A 13,509-nucleotide genomic window follows, 5' to 3' on the forward strand; every position below is an offset into this window, starting at 1 on the left:
CAAGGTCAAGCGCATCGCATCACCGCCGCCCGAACAGCCGCTCGATATCGGTCAGCTTCAACTCGATATAGGTCGGTCGCCCGTGATTGCACGTGCCGGAGCCGGGCGTCGCCTCCATCTGGCGCAAAAGCACGTTCATCTCTTCGGCCCGAAGCCGCCGGCCAGAGCGCACCGAGCCATGGCAGGCCATGGTGGCGGCGATGTGGTCGATCCGCTCTTTCAGCGTGTCGACGGTGTCGTTTTCGGCGATCTCGTCGGCAAGATCGCGCACGAGCTGCGGCACATCCACCTTGCCCAGCATGGACGGCGTTTCGCGCACGGCGATGGCGCCGGGGCCGAACCGCTCCAGCCCCAGACCGAACCGGGCGAGGAACGCCGCATGGGCGGACAGCCGGTCGGCATCTTCTTCCGGCATGTCGACGATCTCCGGCAAAAGCAGCATCTGCGCGGGGAGCGGACGGGCATGCAGCGCCTCTTTCAGCGCCTCATAGACAAGGCGCTCATGGGCGGCGTGCTGGTCGACAATGACGAGCGAATCCTCCGTCTGCGCGACGATGTAATTCTCATGCACCTGCGCCCGCGCGGCCCCCAGCGGGGTGCGCATCAGCTCTGGCGCTGCCTCCACTTCGCCCGCACGCGCATCGGCGGAAAGGGCTGCTCCCACATCGAACGCCGCCTGGCCGGGCTCGGAAAAACCCGATGCCGTGCTCATCTCCAGCGGGCGGGTGGGGGAGGTGGCCGCACTCCAGCCATTTGCAGGGCGGGGTGGAGGCGTGTAGCGCTGCGGCGCGGCGTGGCCCGCTGCCCGCTGTTCCGGCCGCTGGAAGGCGGCGAGCATGGCGTCGGCCCCGGAGGTGGAGGCGCGCATGCCGCTGATTTCCAGCGCATGGCGGATCGCCCCGACAATCAGCCCGCGCACCAGCCCCGGATCGCGAAAGCGCACATCGGCCTTGGCCGGGTGCACATTGACATCCACCAGCGCCGGATCGAGCGTGATGAACAGCGCCGCCACCGCATGCCGGTCGCGCGGCAGCGCGTCCATATAGGCGCCGCGAATGGCGCCGGTCAAAAGCTTGTCGCGCACGGGGCGGCCATTCACATAGAAATATTGCAGCATCGCATTGCCGCGCGAGAACGACGGGATCGACGCATGGCCCGAAAGGGAAACGCCTTCACGTGCAGCCTCGATGGGCAGCGTGTTTTCGGCAAAGTCGCGGCCCATCACCTGCGCGATGCGGCGCAGAAGCCCCTCGCCATCGGCGGGCACGGCGGGCAGCTCCAGCGTGTTGCGGTCGGAGCCCGTCAACGTGAAGCGCACATGAGGGAAGGCGAGCGCCATGCGCTTCACCACCTCGGTGATGGCGGCGGTTTCAGCGCGCTCGCTCTTCATGAATTTGAGCCTTGCGGGCGTGGCGAAAAAGAGGTCGCGCACCTCCACCGTCGTGCCGCGATTGGCGGCGACGGGCTTCACCGCCGAAACGCGCCCGCCCTCAACGGAAATCTCCGCCGCACTGTCGGCCCCTTCGGGCCGCGAGCGCAACGAAAGCCGCGCCACCGAGCCGATGGAGGGCAGCGCCTCGCCGCGAAAGCCGAGCGAGCGAATGTCGTGAATATCGTCGGTGAGTTTCGACGTGCAATGGCGCGAGACGGCGAGCGGTAGTTCTTCGGGCGGCATGCCGCCGCCATTGTCCGTGACGCGGATTAGCGAAAGCCCGCCGCCGGCTGTCGCCACCTCGATGCGCGTCGCGCCCGCATCGAGCGCGTTTTCCACCAGCTCCTTCACCACGCTCGCCGGCCGCTCGATCACCTCGCCGGCGGCGATCTGGTTGATCACGGTATCGGTGAGCTGGCGGATGGTGCGGGGGGCTATGGTCATGGCCGCGATTTTACGGGGATTCGGGGGTGGGGAGAAGGGTGGGGCGGTGATGAAGGCCGCCTTCTCCCCACCTGTAGGGAGAAGGTGCCGGCAGGCGGATGAGGGGCGAGCGCTGGTGCTTTTCCACAGTCGCTGCATCGCCGTGCCTTCATCCTCATCCTGAGCTTGTCGAAGGGCGGGGGTGAAGGCATGCACCACGCTTGACGCTGCCGCGCTTCATGCCGCCCTCGCCCTTCGACAAGCTCAGGATGAGGGCTGTGTCGGCCTTCACCCACCCCACACCTCGTCATCCCGGGCTTGACCCGGGACCCATTGAGAAGCGGGGCCGGGCGTCGCAGAGGGCGCAACCGCTGGCGCGGGAACGAGACCCGGGCCGCGCCCTGCAAGCTCTTCCAATGGGTCCCGGATAGCCTTCGGCTTCCGGGATGACGGGGGTGGAGATGCGGGCTCGATCGGCTTTCCATGGGGCACACCTCCGCTCCCGCACGGCTTCGCCGCCGGGGTTTGAACAGGTTCGGGAAGACGGGCGGCCAAAGCGTCGCGCGTCTTAAGTAGTTATGCGACCCTCGGGCCGCCCGTCCGGCCGCTGTCCCGACTGTTGGCCGATCACTCGGGCGGGGTGCGCCCTAGCGGCTTCTCCGCAACCGGTCTTGCAACCGGTCGCCGGCCTGTCGCGGGCCCTCACATGCCTTGGACCACCGATGCCCAAGGGGGAGGCTGCCGCCGCCCTTCCTGATCCCCGGCTCCGGACCCGGTTCCCGACAAGGGCGATGGGGGGATTATAATTGAGGATTTAGGGGCGGGGATAAAATTGGGGATGTGACAGCCTCCTTCTCCCCGCTCGCGGGGAGAAGGGGGCGCGGACGCTGGTGCCTTTTCACAGGCGGGGCATCGCCGTGCCTTCACCCTCATCCTGAGCTTGTCGAAGGGCGGGGGTGAAGGCATGCACCACGCTTGCCGCTGCCGCGCTTCATGCCGCCCTCGTCTTTCGACAGGCTCAGGATGAGGGCTGTGTGGGCGTACACGCACTACGCTCCGCGTCATCCCGGGCTTGACCCGGGACCCATTGAGAAGCGGGGCGGGGTGCCGCAGAAGGCGCGAAGGCTGGTGCAGGAGCGAGACCTGGGCTGCGCCCTGCATGTTCTTCCAATGGGTCCCGGATAGCCTACGGCTTCCGGGATGACGGAGTGGAGAGGGAAGGGGCTAACCTTTAGATGATTGAGATGAATGGATTCTCAAACTGAAAACGCGACTTCAGTTCGCATTTAACCCATGTGCACGGCTGCCCAGTTTGGTTTTCCAGGCGCCTTCACGCCTGATTATGTCGGATGCCGACATATCAGGGGAAGCGACCTCGAGAATTGAAACAGAGTAATTGGACCTTGCTCGGCTCATCAGCAACAGGTTACCCCCGTGACCGTTTGAGCCGTAGGCCCGCCAACGCCCAAAAAAACCATCTTCACCATAGGCTGATCCGACATACTGTTCACCGGATGTGGGACAAACGAGCAAATACACACCCCGTACACTGGAGAGAACCCCTCTCCATGCTTCTGGTAACAGCTCGATTTCATCGACATTGGAATGAAAATTCGAGAAACCGGGGAAAGCGGCTTCCTGTATGCATGAGCGAAGCTCGATAATTGGCTTGTCTTGCCTTTTGGGCCATTGTGACCATGCGCGTGTACTGCCTCCCCAGTCAATGACGACGCGTCCGACCAGATCCTCGAAACTGGGTATGCGTTCAAGATCATACCTCAGGTGAGGATGAGTATCGTTCTCGCCAAAGGCTGGATCATGTAGAATTGGCTGTCTCGTATCCTCCGGAAAACTCCATTTATCAAGAATGCGATAGGCGCCAACGAACAGGGCCGATGCCCCACTTTGAGGAACGAACTGGAATACCTCAGAGGCTCCACGATAAGGAGTTCTGTTTCCAGTTCTCTGATAGCAGATGAAGTGTTCGAGGTGAGCACGGGACTGCCGCCACGCTTTCAGGGCACGCATGTCGTGCCGAACAACTCTACACTTATCAAGATCGGCTCCGCGCCGCTCCAAAAGTTCGTTCAGAGTAAAGTCATTCATGAGATGGCTTTGCTTCAAGGGGCGCGGCACACCGTTAAACAGGAACGCGCGGGAAAGTTTGACACGTCAGAACTCAAGCAGCCGGCTGCGTCTAGCCCCAGACCTGCGCGCTTTCTGCCTGATAAAACTCGACTTCGAGTGGCCATTTTTCATCACGGAGAGCCTGCAGCCAGTGGGTTCGCGCAATTACCTCCTTGTTCCAATCTTCGTCAGGATCGCCATAGATGCCAACATATAGCTTCTTGAACCTGCCACGTCCGAACCTAGTGAGTATGTGATCGTCATTTTCTGCCAATGAATGTCCGAAGATAAACCAGCAGTGAGTGCCTATGGTCACGTTGCTAGTGAGCTGCTTAAGTCCCTGATAAAGATATGCGTTGTGTCGGATTTTATCCTTTTTCTGTGCGCTGGTACCTTCGGCGACGAACAGCGGAAAATTGTTCTCGGCAAGCGCTTGTCGGGCTTGCTCGATCAGAGGAACACCCTTTCTGACCCAGGTGTATTTGAGTAAATCTCTACCGGAATCAAACAGGTGCAACGCCCCGTGCAAGAACATGACATTTGCCCCGTGCGCGTTCGTCTCCCCTTGCCACACAACATAATCTGCGTCTGGATTATCTTCGTCGTTACCAAAGCCATCGCTCATTTGCAGATCAATCGCTTCCTCCAGGGGCGCATCCTCATGCATGAGTGTCCAGTAAAGAAGAAGATCGTAATTCAGTGTAAAAACGCAGCCTGCTTTTTCGCCGCGAAGGAAATGTGATAGGAAATGTCGGCATGCCCGAAACTTCTCATCTGGGATGTCGCTTGGTCGGTCTGGATGGTTTTGGGAGATAGTCTGAACCAAAATTTCCTTTAAAGTTCCTGCATGTTTGAGCATCTTGGCTGGCGCGTCCGTGCTGGCGTCGACATAGGGCGGCAACACGGTAGCGGCACTTTCCAACGTGCGGATTACCGTCTCGAAGTCTTGAGTTTCAAGAGCTTCAAATACAGCCTTGATTTCTGGTGCGTCTAAGAAGTCGGCCTGATCGTAAAGCGAGCCATAGTGAAAGATATCCGCTCTACAGGCTATGCTGAAGCCGTTGCCTAGCAGTAGGTGCCGCTTCGAAAATTGTTCGGAGTCCTGAATTGCTTCTTGAAATGACAACATTGCGAATTCTCCCCTAAATAATTGAGACGCTCCCCATTGCCTGCTTTTGTACAACTTAAGATCGCAATTGCGACAGCTGATTTTGGGCTTTGATAGCGCGATCCCCCATCCCCCCATCCCCCCATCCATCCCCTCCCGTCACAATCCCCTTCCAAAAAATCATTTTAAGCTTGAAGCAATCTCGCATAGGATGCTGTATGCTCCGCTCAGGCGTCAGGAGTGCAAGCGCCCTTGCGGCGCGCAGGGCACCCTCTGGCGAAGGGTTTTTCCGCATTTGCGCGGAGGTCAGGTGAGACCATCTGGCTGCAGAAGGCTTGAAAGAGCGCAACCGCATCAGGAAGGCATGAATGACTATGGAAGCACAGAAATCCGCGGCGAAATCGTCCAAATCGACTTTCGTGTGGGACGATCCCTTCCTCATGGAAGAGCAGCTCACCGATGAAGAGCGCATGATCCGCGATGCGGCTGCCGCCTTCGCCGCCGACAAGCTCAGCCCCCGCATCGAGCATGCATACATGAACGAGGAAACCGACCCGGACATCTTCCGCGAGATGGGCGCGGCGGGGCTTCTGGGCGTGACGGTGCCGGAGGAATATGGCGGCGTGGGGGCCGGCTATGTGTCCTACGGGCTGGTGGCGCGCGAGGTGGAGCGCATCGATTCGGGCTACCGCTCCATGATGAGCGTGCAGTCCTCGCTGGTGATGTACCCGATCCATGCCTATGGCTCGGAAGAACAGCGCAGGAAATATCTGCCGAAACTGGCGTCGGGCGAGTGGATCGGCTGTTTCGGCCTGACCGAGCCGGATGCGGGCTCCGATCCCGGCGGCATGAAGACGCGCGCCGACAAGATCGACGGCGGCTACCGGCTCACCGGCTCGAAAATGTGGATCTCCAATTCGCCGATTGCCGATGTGTTCGTGGTGTGGGCGAAATCGGCGGCCCATGGCGGCAAGATCCGCGGTTTCGTGCTGGAAAAGGGCATGAAGGGGCTTTCCGCGCCGAAGATCGGCGGCAAGCTTTCGCTGCGCGCGTCGATCACCGGCGAGATCGTGATGGACGGCGTGGACGTGGGCGAGGATGCGCTTTTGCCCAATGCGGAAGGGCTTGGTGGGCCGTTCGGCTGTTTGAATCGCGCGCGCTATGGCATTTCCTGGGGCGCGATGGGGGCGGCGGAAGATTGCTGGCACCGGGCGCGGCAATATGGGCTCGACCGCAAGCAGTTCGACAAGCCGCTGGCGCAGACGCAGCTTTTTCAGAAGAAGCTCGCCGACATGCAGACGGAAATCGCGCTTGGGCTTCAGGGGAGCCTGCGGGTTGGCCGGCTGTTTGACGAGGGCAAGATGGCGCCGGAGATGATCTCGGTCGTCAAGCGCAACAATTGCGGCAAGGCGCTGGACATTGCGCGGCAGGCCCGCGACATGCATGGCGGCAATGGCATCCAGATCGAATATCACGTGATGCGCCATGCGCAGAACCTGGAAACGGTGAACACCTATGAGGGCACGCATGACGTTCACGCGCTGATCCTCGGCCGCGCGCAGACGGGGCTGCAGGCGTTTTTCTGATCGGGTGAGTGCGCATCTTGCGCTGGGATTGAGAAAGGGCGGGTGCTGCGGCGCCCGCCTCTTTTATTTGCCTCCACTTCCGCGTCATCCCGGAAGCCGAAGGCTATGCGGGACCCATTGGCAGAATGTGGCAGGGCGCGGCCCGGTTTTCGTTTCGGCATCAACTTGCGCGCTTTCTGCGGCACCCGGCCGTGCGTCTCAATGGGTCCCGGCTCTCGCTCTGCTCGGCCGGGATGACGGGGAAAGAGAAGGGCACTTCATTTCGCTGTGGCCGCTCCTCGCCACGTCATCCCGGAAGCCGGAGGCTATCCGGGACCCATTGGCAGAACGTGTGAGGGCACGGCCCGGTTTTCACTTTGCACAACGCTGTGAGCCCTCTGCGGGGCGCGGCCGTGCTTCTCAATGGGTCCCGGGTCAAGCCCGGGATGACGTGGGTGGAGAGGAGCGTTGCAGAAAAGCAGGTGGTCGAAAGCGGCGGCACTTTGTAGTAGAGGAGGGAAAGCCTGTTCCCGTTCGATCCGAGGTGTTCATGACCGCGTCCTTTCTCTCCCATCTGCGCTCCGAACTCGATGGCCTGAAGGAGGCGGGGCTTTATAAATCCGAGCGCGTCATTACCTCCATGCAGTCGGCCGAGATTGAGAGCGGCGGGCGCAAGGTCCTGAATTTCTGCGCCAACAACTATCTCGGCCTTGCCGATAATGAGGAATTGCGCGCGGCGGCCAAGGCGGCGCTGGACCGCTATGGCTACGGCATGGCCTCGGTGCGCTTCATCTGTGGCACGCAGGAAGAGCACAAAGAGCTGGAAGCGAAGATTGCCGGCTTTTTGGGCTATGAGGACACGATCCTCTATTCCTCCTGCTTCGATGCCAATGCGGGGCTTTTCGAGACGCTGCTGGGGCCGGAGGATGCGATCATCTCCGATGCGCTCAACCATGCGTCGATCATCGATGGCGTCAGGCTTTGCAAGGCCGAGCGCCATCGCTATGCCAACAACGACATGGCAGCGCTCGAAGAGTGTCTGAAGAAGGCCGAGGGCGCGCGCTTCAGGCTCATTGCCACGGATGGCGTTTTCTCCATGGATGGCATCGTCGCCAATCTGGGAGCGGTCTGCGATCTAGCGGAAAAATACGATGCGATGGTGATGGTGGACGACAGCCATGCGGTCGGTTTCGTGGGCGAAAACGGGCGCGGCACGCCGGAGCATTGCGGCGTGGAAGGGCGCGTCGACATCATGACGGGCACGCTCGGCAAGGCGCTGGGCGGGGCGTCTGGCGGCTATACTTGTGCGAAGGCGGAGGTGGTCGACTGGCTGCGCCAGCGCTCGCGGCCCTATCTCTTTTCCAACACGCTGGCGCCGGTGATCGCGGCGGCTTCGCTAAAAGTGTTCGACATGGTGGCGGGCGGCGGGGCCTTGCGCAAAAGGCTTTACGACAATGCGGCGCGCTTTCGCGCGGGCATGGAGAAAAACGGGTTTAAGCTTGCGGGCGCAGATCACCCGATCATTCCGGTGATGCTGGGCGATGCGGCCCTTGCCGAAAAGATGGCGGCGCGGCTTCTGGAGGAAGGCATCTATGTGATTGGCTTCTCCTTCCCCGTGGTGCCGAAAGCTGCTGCCCGCATCCGCACGCAGATGTCGGCGGCGCATTCGCCTGACGATATCGATCGCGCGGTGGAGGCGTTCGCGAAAGTGGGGCGTGAGCTTGGGGTGATCGCGTAGGACGCGGATCGCAGATTTCGCTTTGGAAGGATAATCGACCATGTCCAACATGATGAAGGCGCTCGTGAAATCCAAACCCGAGGAGGGGCTTTGGATGGAGCGGGTTCCGGTGCCCGAGGTGGGACCGAACGATGTGCTCATCAAGGTGCGCAAGACGGCGATCTGCGGCACGGATGTGCATATCTGGAACTGGGACGAGTGGGCACAGAACACCGTGCCGGTGCCGCTGGTGACGGGGCATGAATTCGTCGGCGAGGTGACGGAGGTCGGCTCGGCGGTGACGGAGTATAAGCCCGGCCAGCGGGTTTCGGGCGAGGGGCACATCGTGTGCGGTCATTGCCGCAATTGCCGGGCAGGTCGCGGGCATCTGTGCCACAATACGCTGGGCGTGGGCGTTCACCGCGCCGGTGCGTTTGCCGAGTTCATCGCCCTGCCGCAGCACAATGTGGTGCCGATCCCCGACAACATTCCAGACGAGATCGCGGCGATCTTCGATCCGCTGGGCAATGCCGTTCACACCGCGCTTTCCTTCGACCTTGTTGGCGAGGATGTGCTGGTGACGGGGGCGGGGCCGATCGGCATCATGGGCGCGCTGGTGGCGCAGGCCGTGGGCGCGCGCAAGGTGGTGATTACCGACATCAATCCCGGCCGGCTGGAGCTTGCAAAGAAGCTAGGCGTTCAGCACACGGTGAACGCGGCAGAGGAAACTTTGGCGGAGGTGATGCGCCAGCTCGGCATGACCGAGGGCTTCGATGTGGGGCTTGAAATGTCGGGCGCGGCACCCGCCTTCCGCGATATGATCGACGCCATGAACAATGGCGGCAAGATCGCCATTCTGGGCATCGCGCCGGCGGGTTTCGAGATCGACTGGAACAAGGTCATCTTCAAGATGCTGCATCTGAAGGGCATCTATGGGCGCGAGATGTTCGAGACCTGGTACAAGATGATCGCGCTGGTGCAGACACGGCTCGATGTGCGCGACCTCATCACGCACCGCATCGAGGTCGACGATTTCCGGGACGGTTTCGATGCAATGCGTACCGGCAAGGCCGGCAAGGTGGTGATGAGCTGGTAGCCGCTTACGAGGCGAACAGGGGGATCGTTTCGGCGGCCGCTACTTGTGCCAGCCTGCGGTCGAGCGTCGCCAGCGGCACGGCATTGCGCCGCGCTATCTCCAGATAGGAGGCGTCATAGACCGTCAGTCCGTGCGCGCGGCTGAGGCGTAGCATGTCCGCAGGGTCGATGTCGTCATCGACGAGGATGGGATGGTCGTAAAGCGCATCGAGGATGGTCTGTGTGATGGCCGGCGTGTGGCGCTTGCGACGCTCGCACGTGACAAGCAGGTTGCATATCTCGAACCACCAGATCGGCGGCACGATGGCCTGCGAGGTGAGAAGGCTTTCCTGCACCGCCAGGGCCAGGTCATGATCCTCGTTGGGCAGAAGCCAGGCGGCGGTAATCGACGTGTCGAGCACGAACCGCGTCAATAGCGGTGACCCTCATGTTTCCATGCAAGCATGTCGTCCAGTGACGTCGCGGTTTTGGGAAGGGTATCGCGCAGGGAGCGCAGCTTCCGGATCGCATTGTCAGCGCGTGTCTGCGCAGCCGTCTCGATCTGATCGGGGACAATGCGCGCCACCGTCTTGCCGTGACGTGTGATGAGTATGGTCTCGCCCCGCTCCACATCACCAAGAAGGGCCGCGAACCGGGATTTTGCTTCTGTTGCAGTCAGTGTTTTCATCTCGATGGTCATTTTGACTGGTCAATTTGACCATAAATATGGGTTGTGAACGCTACTCCGTCAAGGTCGTGCGCTCGAGCGCGGCGAGGCCGGCAAGAAGGGCTGCGCGCTCCTCCGGTGTCATGCGTTCCAGCAATCCCGTTTCGAAGGACCGGGCCACGGGCACCATGTCTTCATAGGCTTTCTGGCCGGTTTTGCTGAGTGTCAGGCGCTCGACGCGGCGATCCTGCGGGTCGGGCGTCCGGACCAGCCAGCGGCGCGTTTCCAGAGCGGCGACCGCGCGGCTCACCTTGGTCTTGTGCATGGAGGAATGCGCGCCGACTTCGGTCGCGGTCATGGTGCCGAACTGGCCGATGGTGGCGAGCGTGCGCCACTCCGGCCGCGTCAGACCGAGGCGGGCGCGGTAGGCCTGCGAGAAATCCCGGCTGATCGCATCGGTAAGGCGCGTCAGGCGGTAGGGCAGAAAATCTTCCAGGGCGAGCGTGGTCTGGTCAGTCATGGTGTTCCTTTGCAACGCGGCAGTTTTCCCTTCCCGTGCGTTGATAGTTACATTCGCCATGGTTACGATTGCAACCAATTCCTGAACTCCCCGTTGCATGGAGGATCGAATGACCGTGCAGTACATGCCGGGTTTCGGCAATGATTTCGAGACAGAGAGCCTGCCTGGCGCGCTGCCGCAGGGGCAGAATTCGCCGCAGCAGCCGGCCTACGGGCTTTATGCGGAGCAGCTCTCCGGTTCGCCCTTTACCGCACCGCGCGGGACCAATGAACGCTCCTGGCTCTATCGTATCCGGCCGAGCGTGAAACACACGGGCCGCTTCAAGGCCATCAGCTTCGAGGAGTGGAAATCCGCACCCAATGTGAATGACCATCAGCTGGCGCTTGGTCAGCTGCGCTGGGATCCAACGCCGATCCCAAACAGGGAAACCGATTTCCTGGCCGGTGTGCGCACGATGACGACCGCAGGTGACGTGCAGGGGCAGGCGGGCATGGCGGCCCACATCTATGCCTTCAACATTTCGATGGTGGACGAGTATTTTTTCAACGCCGATGGCGAACTGATGCTGGTGCCGCAGGAAGGCGGTGTGCGGCTGAAGACCGAGATGGGCATCATCGAGATCGAGCCCGGCGAAATCGCCGTCATGCCGCGCGGCATGATCTTTCAGGTCGAGCTGATGGACGGGCCGGCGCGCGGCTATATGTGCGAAAATTACGGCGCCAAGTTCACTCTGCCGGATCGCGGTCCGATCGGCGCGAACTGCCTCGCCAACCCGCGCGATTTCAAGACACCGGTCGCCTGGTATGAGGAAAAGGAAAAGCCCTGCCGGCTGTTCGTCAAATGGTGCGGGCAGTTCCATGTGACCGAGATCGGCCATTCGCCACTCGACGTGGTGGCCTGGCACGGCAATTACGCGCCTTACAAATATGATCTTTCCACCTTCTCGCCGGTCGGGGCGATCCTGTTCGATCATCCCGACCCGTCGATCTTCACCGTGCTGACAGCACCCTCGGGCGAAGAGGGTACGGCCAATATCGACTTCGTGATCTTTCCGCCGCGCTGGATGGTGGCCGAGCACACATTCCGCCCGCCCTGGTATCACCGCAACATCATGAGCGAGTTCATGGGGCTGATAAAAGGCCAGTATGACGCCAAGGAAGAGGGCTTTTTGCCGGGCGGCGCCTCACTGCACAACATGATGCTGCCGCACGGGCCGGACGCTTTCGGTTTCGAGAAGGCGAGCCACGGAGAACTGAAGCCGGTCAAGCTGGAAGAGACCATGGCCTTCATGTTCGAGACGCGCTTTCCCCAGCATCTGACGCGCTACGCCGCTGAAACGGACACGCTGCAGGAGAACTACATCGACTGCTGGAAGGATTTGAAGAAGCGTTTCAACGGCACGCCGGAGGGTGACTGGTCCTGATCGACCGGAGCGGTCACAAAAGGTATGATCGGCGCCGGTCCGGCGGACCTGCGCCGATTGCGCGTCTCCCCCAACGCATAAAGGACATTGCATGAAACTCGCCACGCTCAAGAACGGAACGCGCGACGGCAGACTGGTCGTCGTCTCCCGTGACCTGACACGCTGCACGGACGCATCTTTCCTTGCGCCGACGCTGCAGGCGGCACTGGACGACTGGGCGCGCATCGCTCCGCATCTGGCAGCCCTTTCTGAAAGCCTCGATCACGGCTCGGTGCCTGCCGAACGCTTTCATGAGCATGATGCGCTGTCGCCATTGCCGCGCGCTTATCAGTGGGCGGATGGCTCGGCTTACGTCAATCACGTGGAACTCGTGCGCAAGGCACGCGGTGCGGAGATGCCAGAGAGTTTCTGGGCCGATCCGCTCATGTATCAGGGCGGGTCGGATGCGTTTCTGGCACCGCGCGATCCCATACGCATGGCTGACGAGGCCTGGGGCATCGACATGGAAGGCGAGATCGCCGTCATCGTCGACGATGTGCCGATGGGCGCGACGCTGGAACAGGCACGGGAAGCCATCCGGCTTGTCATGCTGGTGAACGATGTGTCGTTGCGCGGGCTGATCCCGGCGGAACTTGGCAAGGGCTTCGGTTTCTTCCAGTCGAAACCGTCCTCGGCCTTCTCGCCGGTTGCGGTGACGCCCGAGGAGCTCGGTGATGCGTGGGATGGCGGCAAGGTCTCGCTGCCGCTATGTGTTGATTTTAACGGTAAGCCGTTCGGTCGGGCCGACGCCGGCATCGATATGACATTCGATTTCCCGACGCTGATTGCCCATGCTGCCAAAACGCGTCCGCTCTGCGCCGGCACGATCATCGGCTCGGGTACGGTATCCAACAAGCTGGACGGCGGACCCGGAAAGCCGGTTGACGAGGGCGGGGTCGGTTACTCCTGTATCGCTGAAATCCGCATGATCGAGACGATAGCACACGGTAAACCAAAGACGCCTTTCTTGCGCTTCGGCGATACGGTGCGTATCGAGATGAAAGACAGTGGGGGCCATTCCATCTTCGGCGCCATCGAACAGCGTGTCGAGGATTATCAGGAGCCCTGAAAATGGCACTCGACCCTCTCAAGCGTACCGCGTTCGTTTTCGCGATATTCAATCTGGTTGGGATATCACTCCTGGCCTGGGCGTTGAGATCGGTCTTCAACACACTTTACGCCACATCGCCTCAGTGGATGGGCATCGCTTTGTCCTTCGTGTTTGTCATTGTCGTCATTGGCGTCAATGTCGCCCTGTCGCTGCGCGCGTATCGCATCGACAGCGGTTCGATTCTGACACGCGTGATGATCGCCTGGACGCTGATCTCGGCGATAAGTGCAGTCGCTTTCAGTGCTCTCGATCCCTGGAGCATCATAAAGTCCCTGGCAGTGATCGTCGGGGCATAGTTATTCA

General features: G+C 61.2%; 12 protein-coding genes. 6 read left to right on the top strand and 6 right to left on the bottom strand.

Annotated features, from left to right (window positions below; translation table 11 throughout):
• Positions 1–19: 19 nt before the first annotated feature.
• From mutL to BLW55_RS16380, 3 genes are all read right to left on the bottom strand, one after another.
• Positions 20–1,876 carry a DNA mismatch repair endonuclease MutL gene (gene mutL, locus BLW55_RS16375; protein ID WP_090329497.1) on the bottom strand — a complete coding sequence of 619 codons (1,857 nt, stop codon included), beginning with the start codon at positions 1,874–1,876 and terminating at the stop codon, positions 20–22.
• Between the two features lie 1,254 nt (positions 1,877–3,130).
• Entirely contained in the window at positions 3,131–3,961 is an 831-nt protein-coding gene (locus tag BLW55_RS20675; protein WP_143038448.1) for a GIY-YIG nuclease family protein, read from the bottom strand.
• Between the two features lie 91 nt (positions 3,962–4,052).
• Positions 4,053–5,111 (bottom strand): DUF4917 family protein, encoded by a 1,059-nt coding sequence (locus BLW55_RS16380; protein ID WP_090329498.1) that lies wholly within the window; start codon positions 5,109–5,111, stop codon positions 4,053–4,055.
• A gap of 353 nt (positions 5,112–5,464) precedes the next feature.
• On the opposite strand from BLW55_RS16380, the gene BLW55_RS16385 reads away from it, so the two are divergent.
• The 3 genes from BLW55_RS16385 (at position 5,465) to tdh (ending at position 9,468) form a co-directional block, all read left to right on the top strand.
• Positions 5,465–6,676: an acyl-CoA dehydrogenase gene (locus BLW55_RS16385; RefSeq protein WP_090329499.1), complete on the top strand. Its 1,212-nt coding sequence runs from the start codon at positions 5,465–5,467 to the stop codon at positions 6,674–6,676.
• A 529-nt stretch (positions 6,677–7,205) separates the two neighbouring features.
• Positions 7,206–8,393, top strand: coding sequence for a glycine C-acetyltransferase (locus tag BLW55_RS16390; RefSeq protein WP_090329500.1), 1,188 nt, complete (start codon positions 7,206–7,208; stop codon positions 8,391–8,393).
• Between the two features lie 40 nt (positions 8,394–8,433).
• Positions 8,434–9,468 carry an L-threonine 3-dehydrogenase gene (tdh, locus tag BLW55_RS16395; protein WP_090329501.1) on the top strand — a complete coding sequence of 345 codons (1,035 nt, stop codon included), beginning with the start codon at positions 8,434–8,436 and terminating at the stop codon, positions 9,466–9,468.
• A gap of 4 nt (positions 9,469–9,472) precedes the next feature.
• Here the strand turns inward: tdh and BLW55_RS16400 are convergent, their stop codons facing one another.
• The 3 genes from BLW55_RS16400 to BLW55_RS16410 are packed head-to-tail and all read right to left on the bottom strand — an operon-like array spanning position 9,473 to position 10,633.
• Complete coding sequence (locus BLW55_RS16400; protein WP_090329502.1) at positions 9,473–9,880, bottom strand: type II toxin-antitoxin system VapC family toxin; 408 nt, start codon at positions 9,878–9,880, stop codon at positions 9,473–9,475.
• The gene (locus BLW55_RS16405) at positions 9,877–10,134 is read right to left on the bottom strand and encodes a type II toxin-antitoxin system Phd/YefM family antitoxin (RefSeq protein WP_090330031.1); all 258 of its coding nucleotides are present in this window, start codon (positions 10,132–10,134) and stop codon (positions 9,877–9,879) included. Before BLW55_RS16405 ends, BLW55_RS16400 begins: the two co-directional genes overlap by 4 nt.
• A 52-nt stretch (positions 10,135–10,186) precedes the next feature.
• Entirely contained in the window at positions 10,187–10,633 is a 447-nt protein-coding gene (locus tag BLW55_RS16410; RefSeq protein ID WP_090329503.1) for a MarR family winged helix-turn-helix transcriptional regulator, read from the bottom strand.
• 109 nt (positions 10,634–10,742) lie between these two features.
• Here BLW55_RS16410 and hmgA point away from each other — a divergent pair, with 109 nt between their 5' ends.
• The 3 genes from hmgA (at position 10,743) to BLW55_RS16425 (ending at position 13,502) form a co-directional block, all read left to right on the top strand.
• A complete protein-coding gene (gene hmgA, locus BLW55_RS16415; RefSeq protein ID WP_090329504.1) occupies positions 10,743–12,056 on the top strand; it encodes a homogentisate 1,2-dioxygenase in 1,314 nt (437 codons plus the stop codon).
• Between the two features lie 91 nt (positions 12,057–12,147).
• On the top strand, positions 12,148–13,164 hold the full coding sequence (locus BLW55_RS16420; RefSeq protein WP_090329505.1) for a fumarylacetoacetate hydrolase family protein: 1,017 nt from the start codon (positions 12,148–12,150) through the stop codon (positions 13,162–13,164).
• 2 nt (positions 13,165–13,166) lie between these two features.
• Positions 13,167–13,502 (top strand): hypothetical protein, encoded by a 336-nt coding sequence (locus tag BLW55_RS16425; RefSeq protein WP_007010128.1) that lies wholly within the window; start codon positions 13,167–13,169, stop codon positions 13,500–13,502.
• The last annotated feature ends 7 nt before the right edge of the window (positions 13,503–13,509 follow it).

Origin of the sequence: Nitratireductor aquibiodomus (genome assembly GCF_900105565.1) — a bacterium.
GTDB classification, from domain to species: domain Bacteria; phylum Pseudomonadota; class Alphaproteobacteria; order Rhizobiales; family Rhizobiaceae; genus Nitratireductor; species Nitratireductor aquibiodomus.

Bases quoted from the DNA above. Each gene is read 5' to 3' on its own strand.
- mutL (WP_090329497.1), bottom strand. From the start codon at position 1,876: ATGACCATAGCCCCCCGCACCATCCGCCAGCTCACCGATACCGTGATC.
- BLW55_RS20675 (WP_143038448.1), bottom strand. From the start codon at position 3,961: ATGAATGACTTTACTCTGAACGAACTTTTGGAGCGGCGCGGAGCCGAT.
- BLW55_RS16380 (WP_090329498.1), bottom strand. From the start codon at position 5,111: ATGTTGTCATTTCAAGAAGCAATTCAGGACTCCGAACAATTTTCGAAG.
- BLW55_RS16385 (WP_090329499.1), top strand. From the start codon at position 5,465: ATGGAAGCACAGAAATCCGCGGCGAAATCGTCCAAATCGACTTTCGTG.
- BLW55_RS16390 (WP_090329500.1), top strand. From the start codon at position 7,206: ATGACCGCGTCCTTTCTCTCCCATCTGCGCTCCGAACTCGATGGCCTG.
- tdh (WP_090329501.1), top strand. From the start codon at position 8,434: ATGTCCAACATGATGAAGGCGCTCGTGAAATCCAAACCCGAGGAGGGG.
- BLW55_RS16405 (WP_090330031.1), bottom strand. From the start codon at position 10,134: ATGAAAACACTGACTGCAACAGAAGCAAAATCCCGGTTCGCGGCCCTT.
- BLW55_RS16410 (WP_090329503.1), bottom strand. From the start codon at position 10,633: ATGACTGACCAGACCACGCTCGCCCTGGAAGATTTTCTGCCCTACCGC.
- hmgA (WP_090329504.1), top strand. From the start codon at position 10,743: ATGACCGTGCAGTACATGCCGGGTTTCGGCAATGATTTCGAGACAGAG.
- BLW55_RS16420 (WP_090329505.1), top strand. From the start codon at position 12,148: ATGAAACTCGCCACGCTCAAGAACGGAACGCGCGACGGCAGACTGGTC.
- BLW55_RS16425 (WP_007010128.1), top strand. From the start codon at position 13,167: ATGGCACTCGACCCTCTCAAGCGTACCGCGTTCGTTTTCGCGATATTC.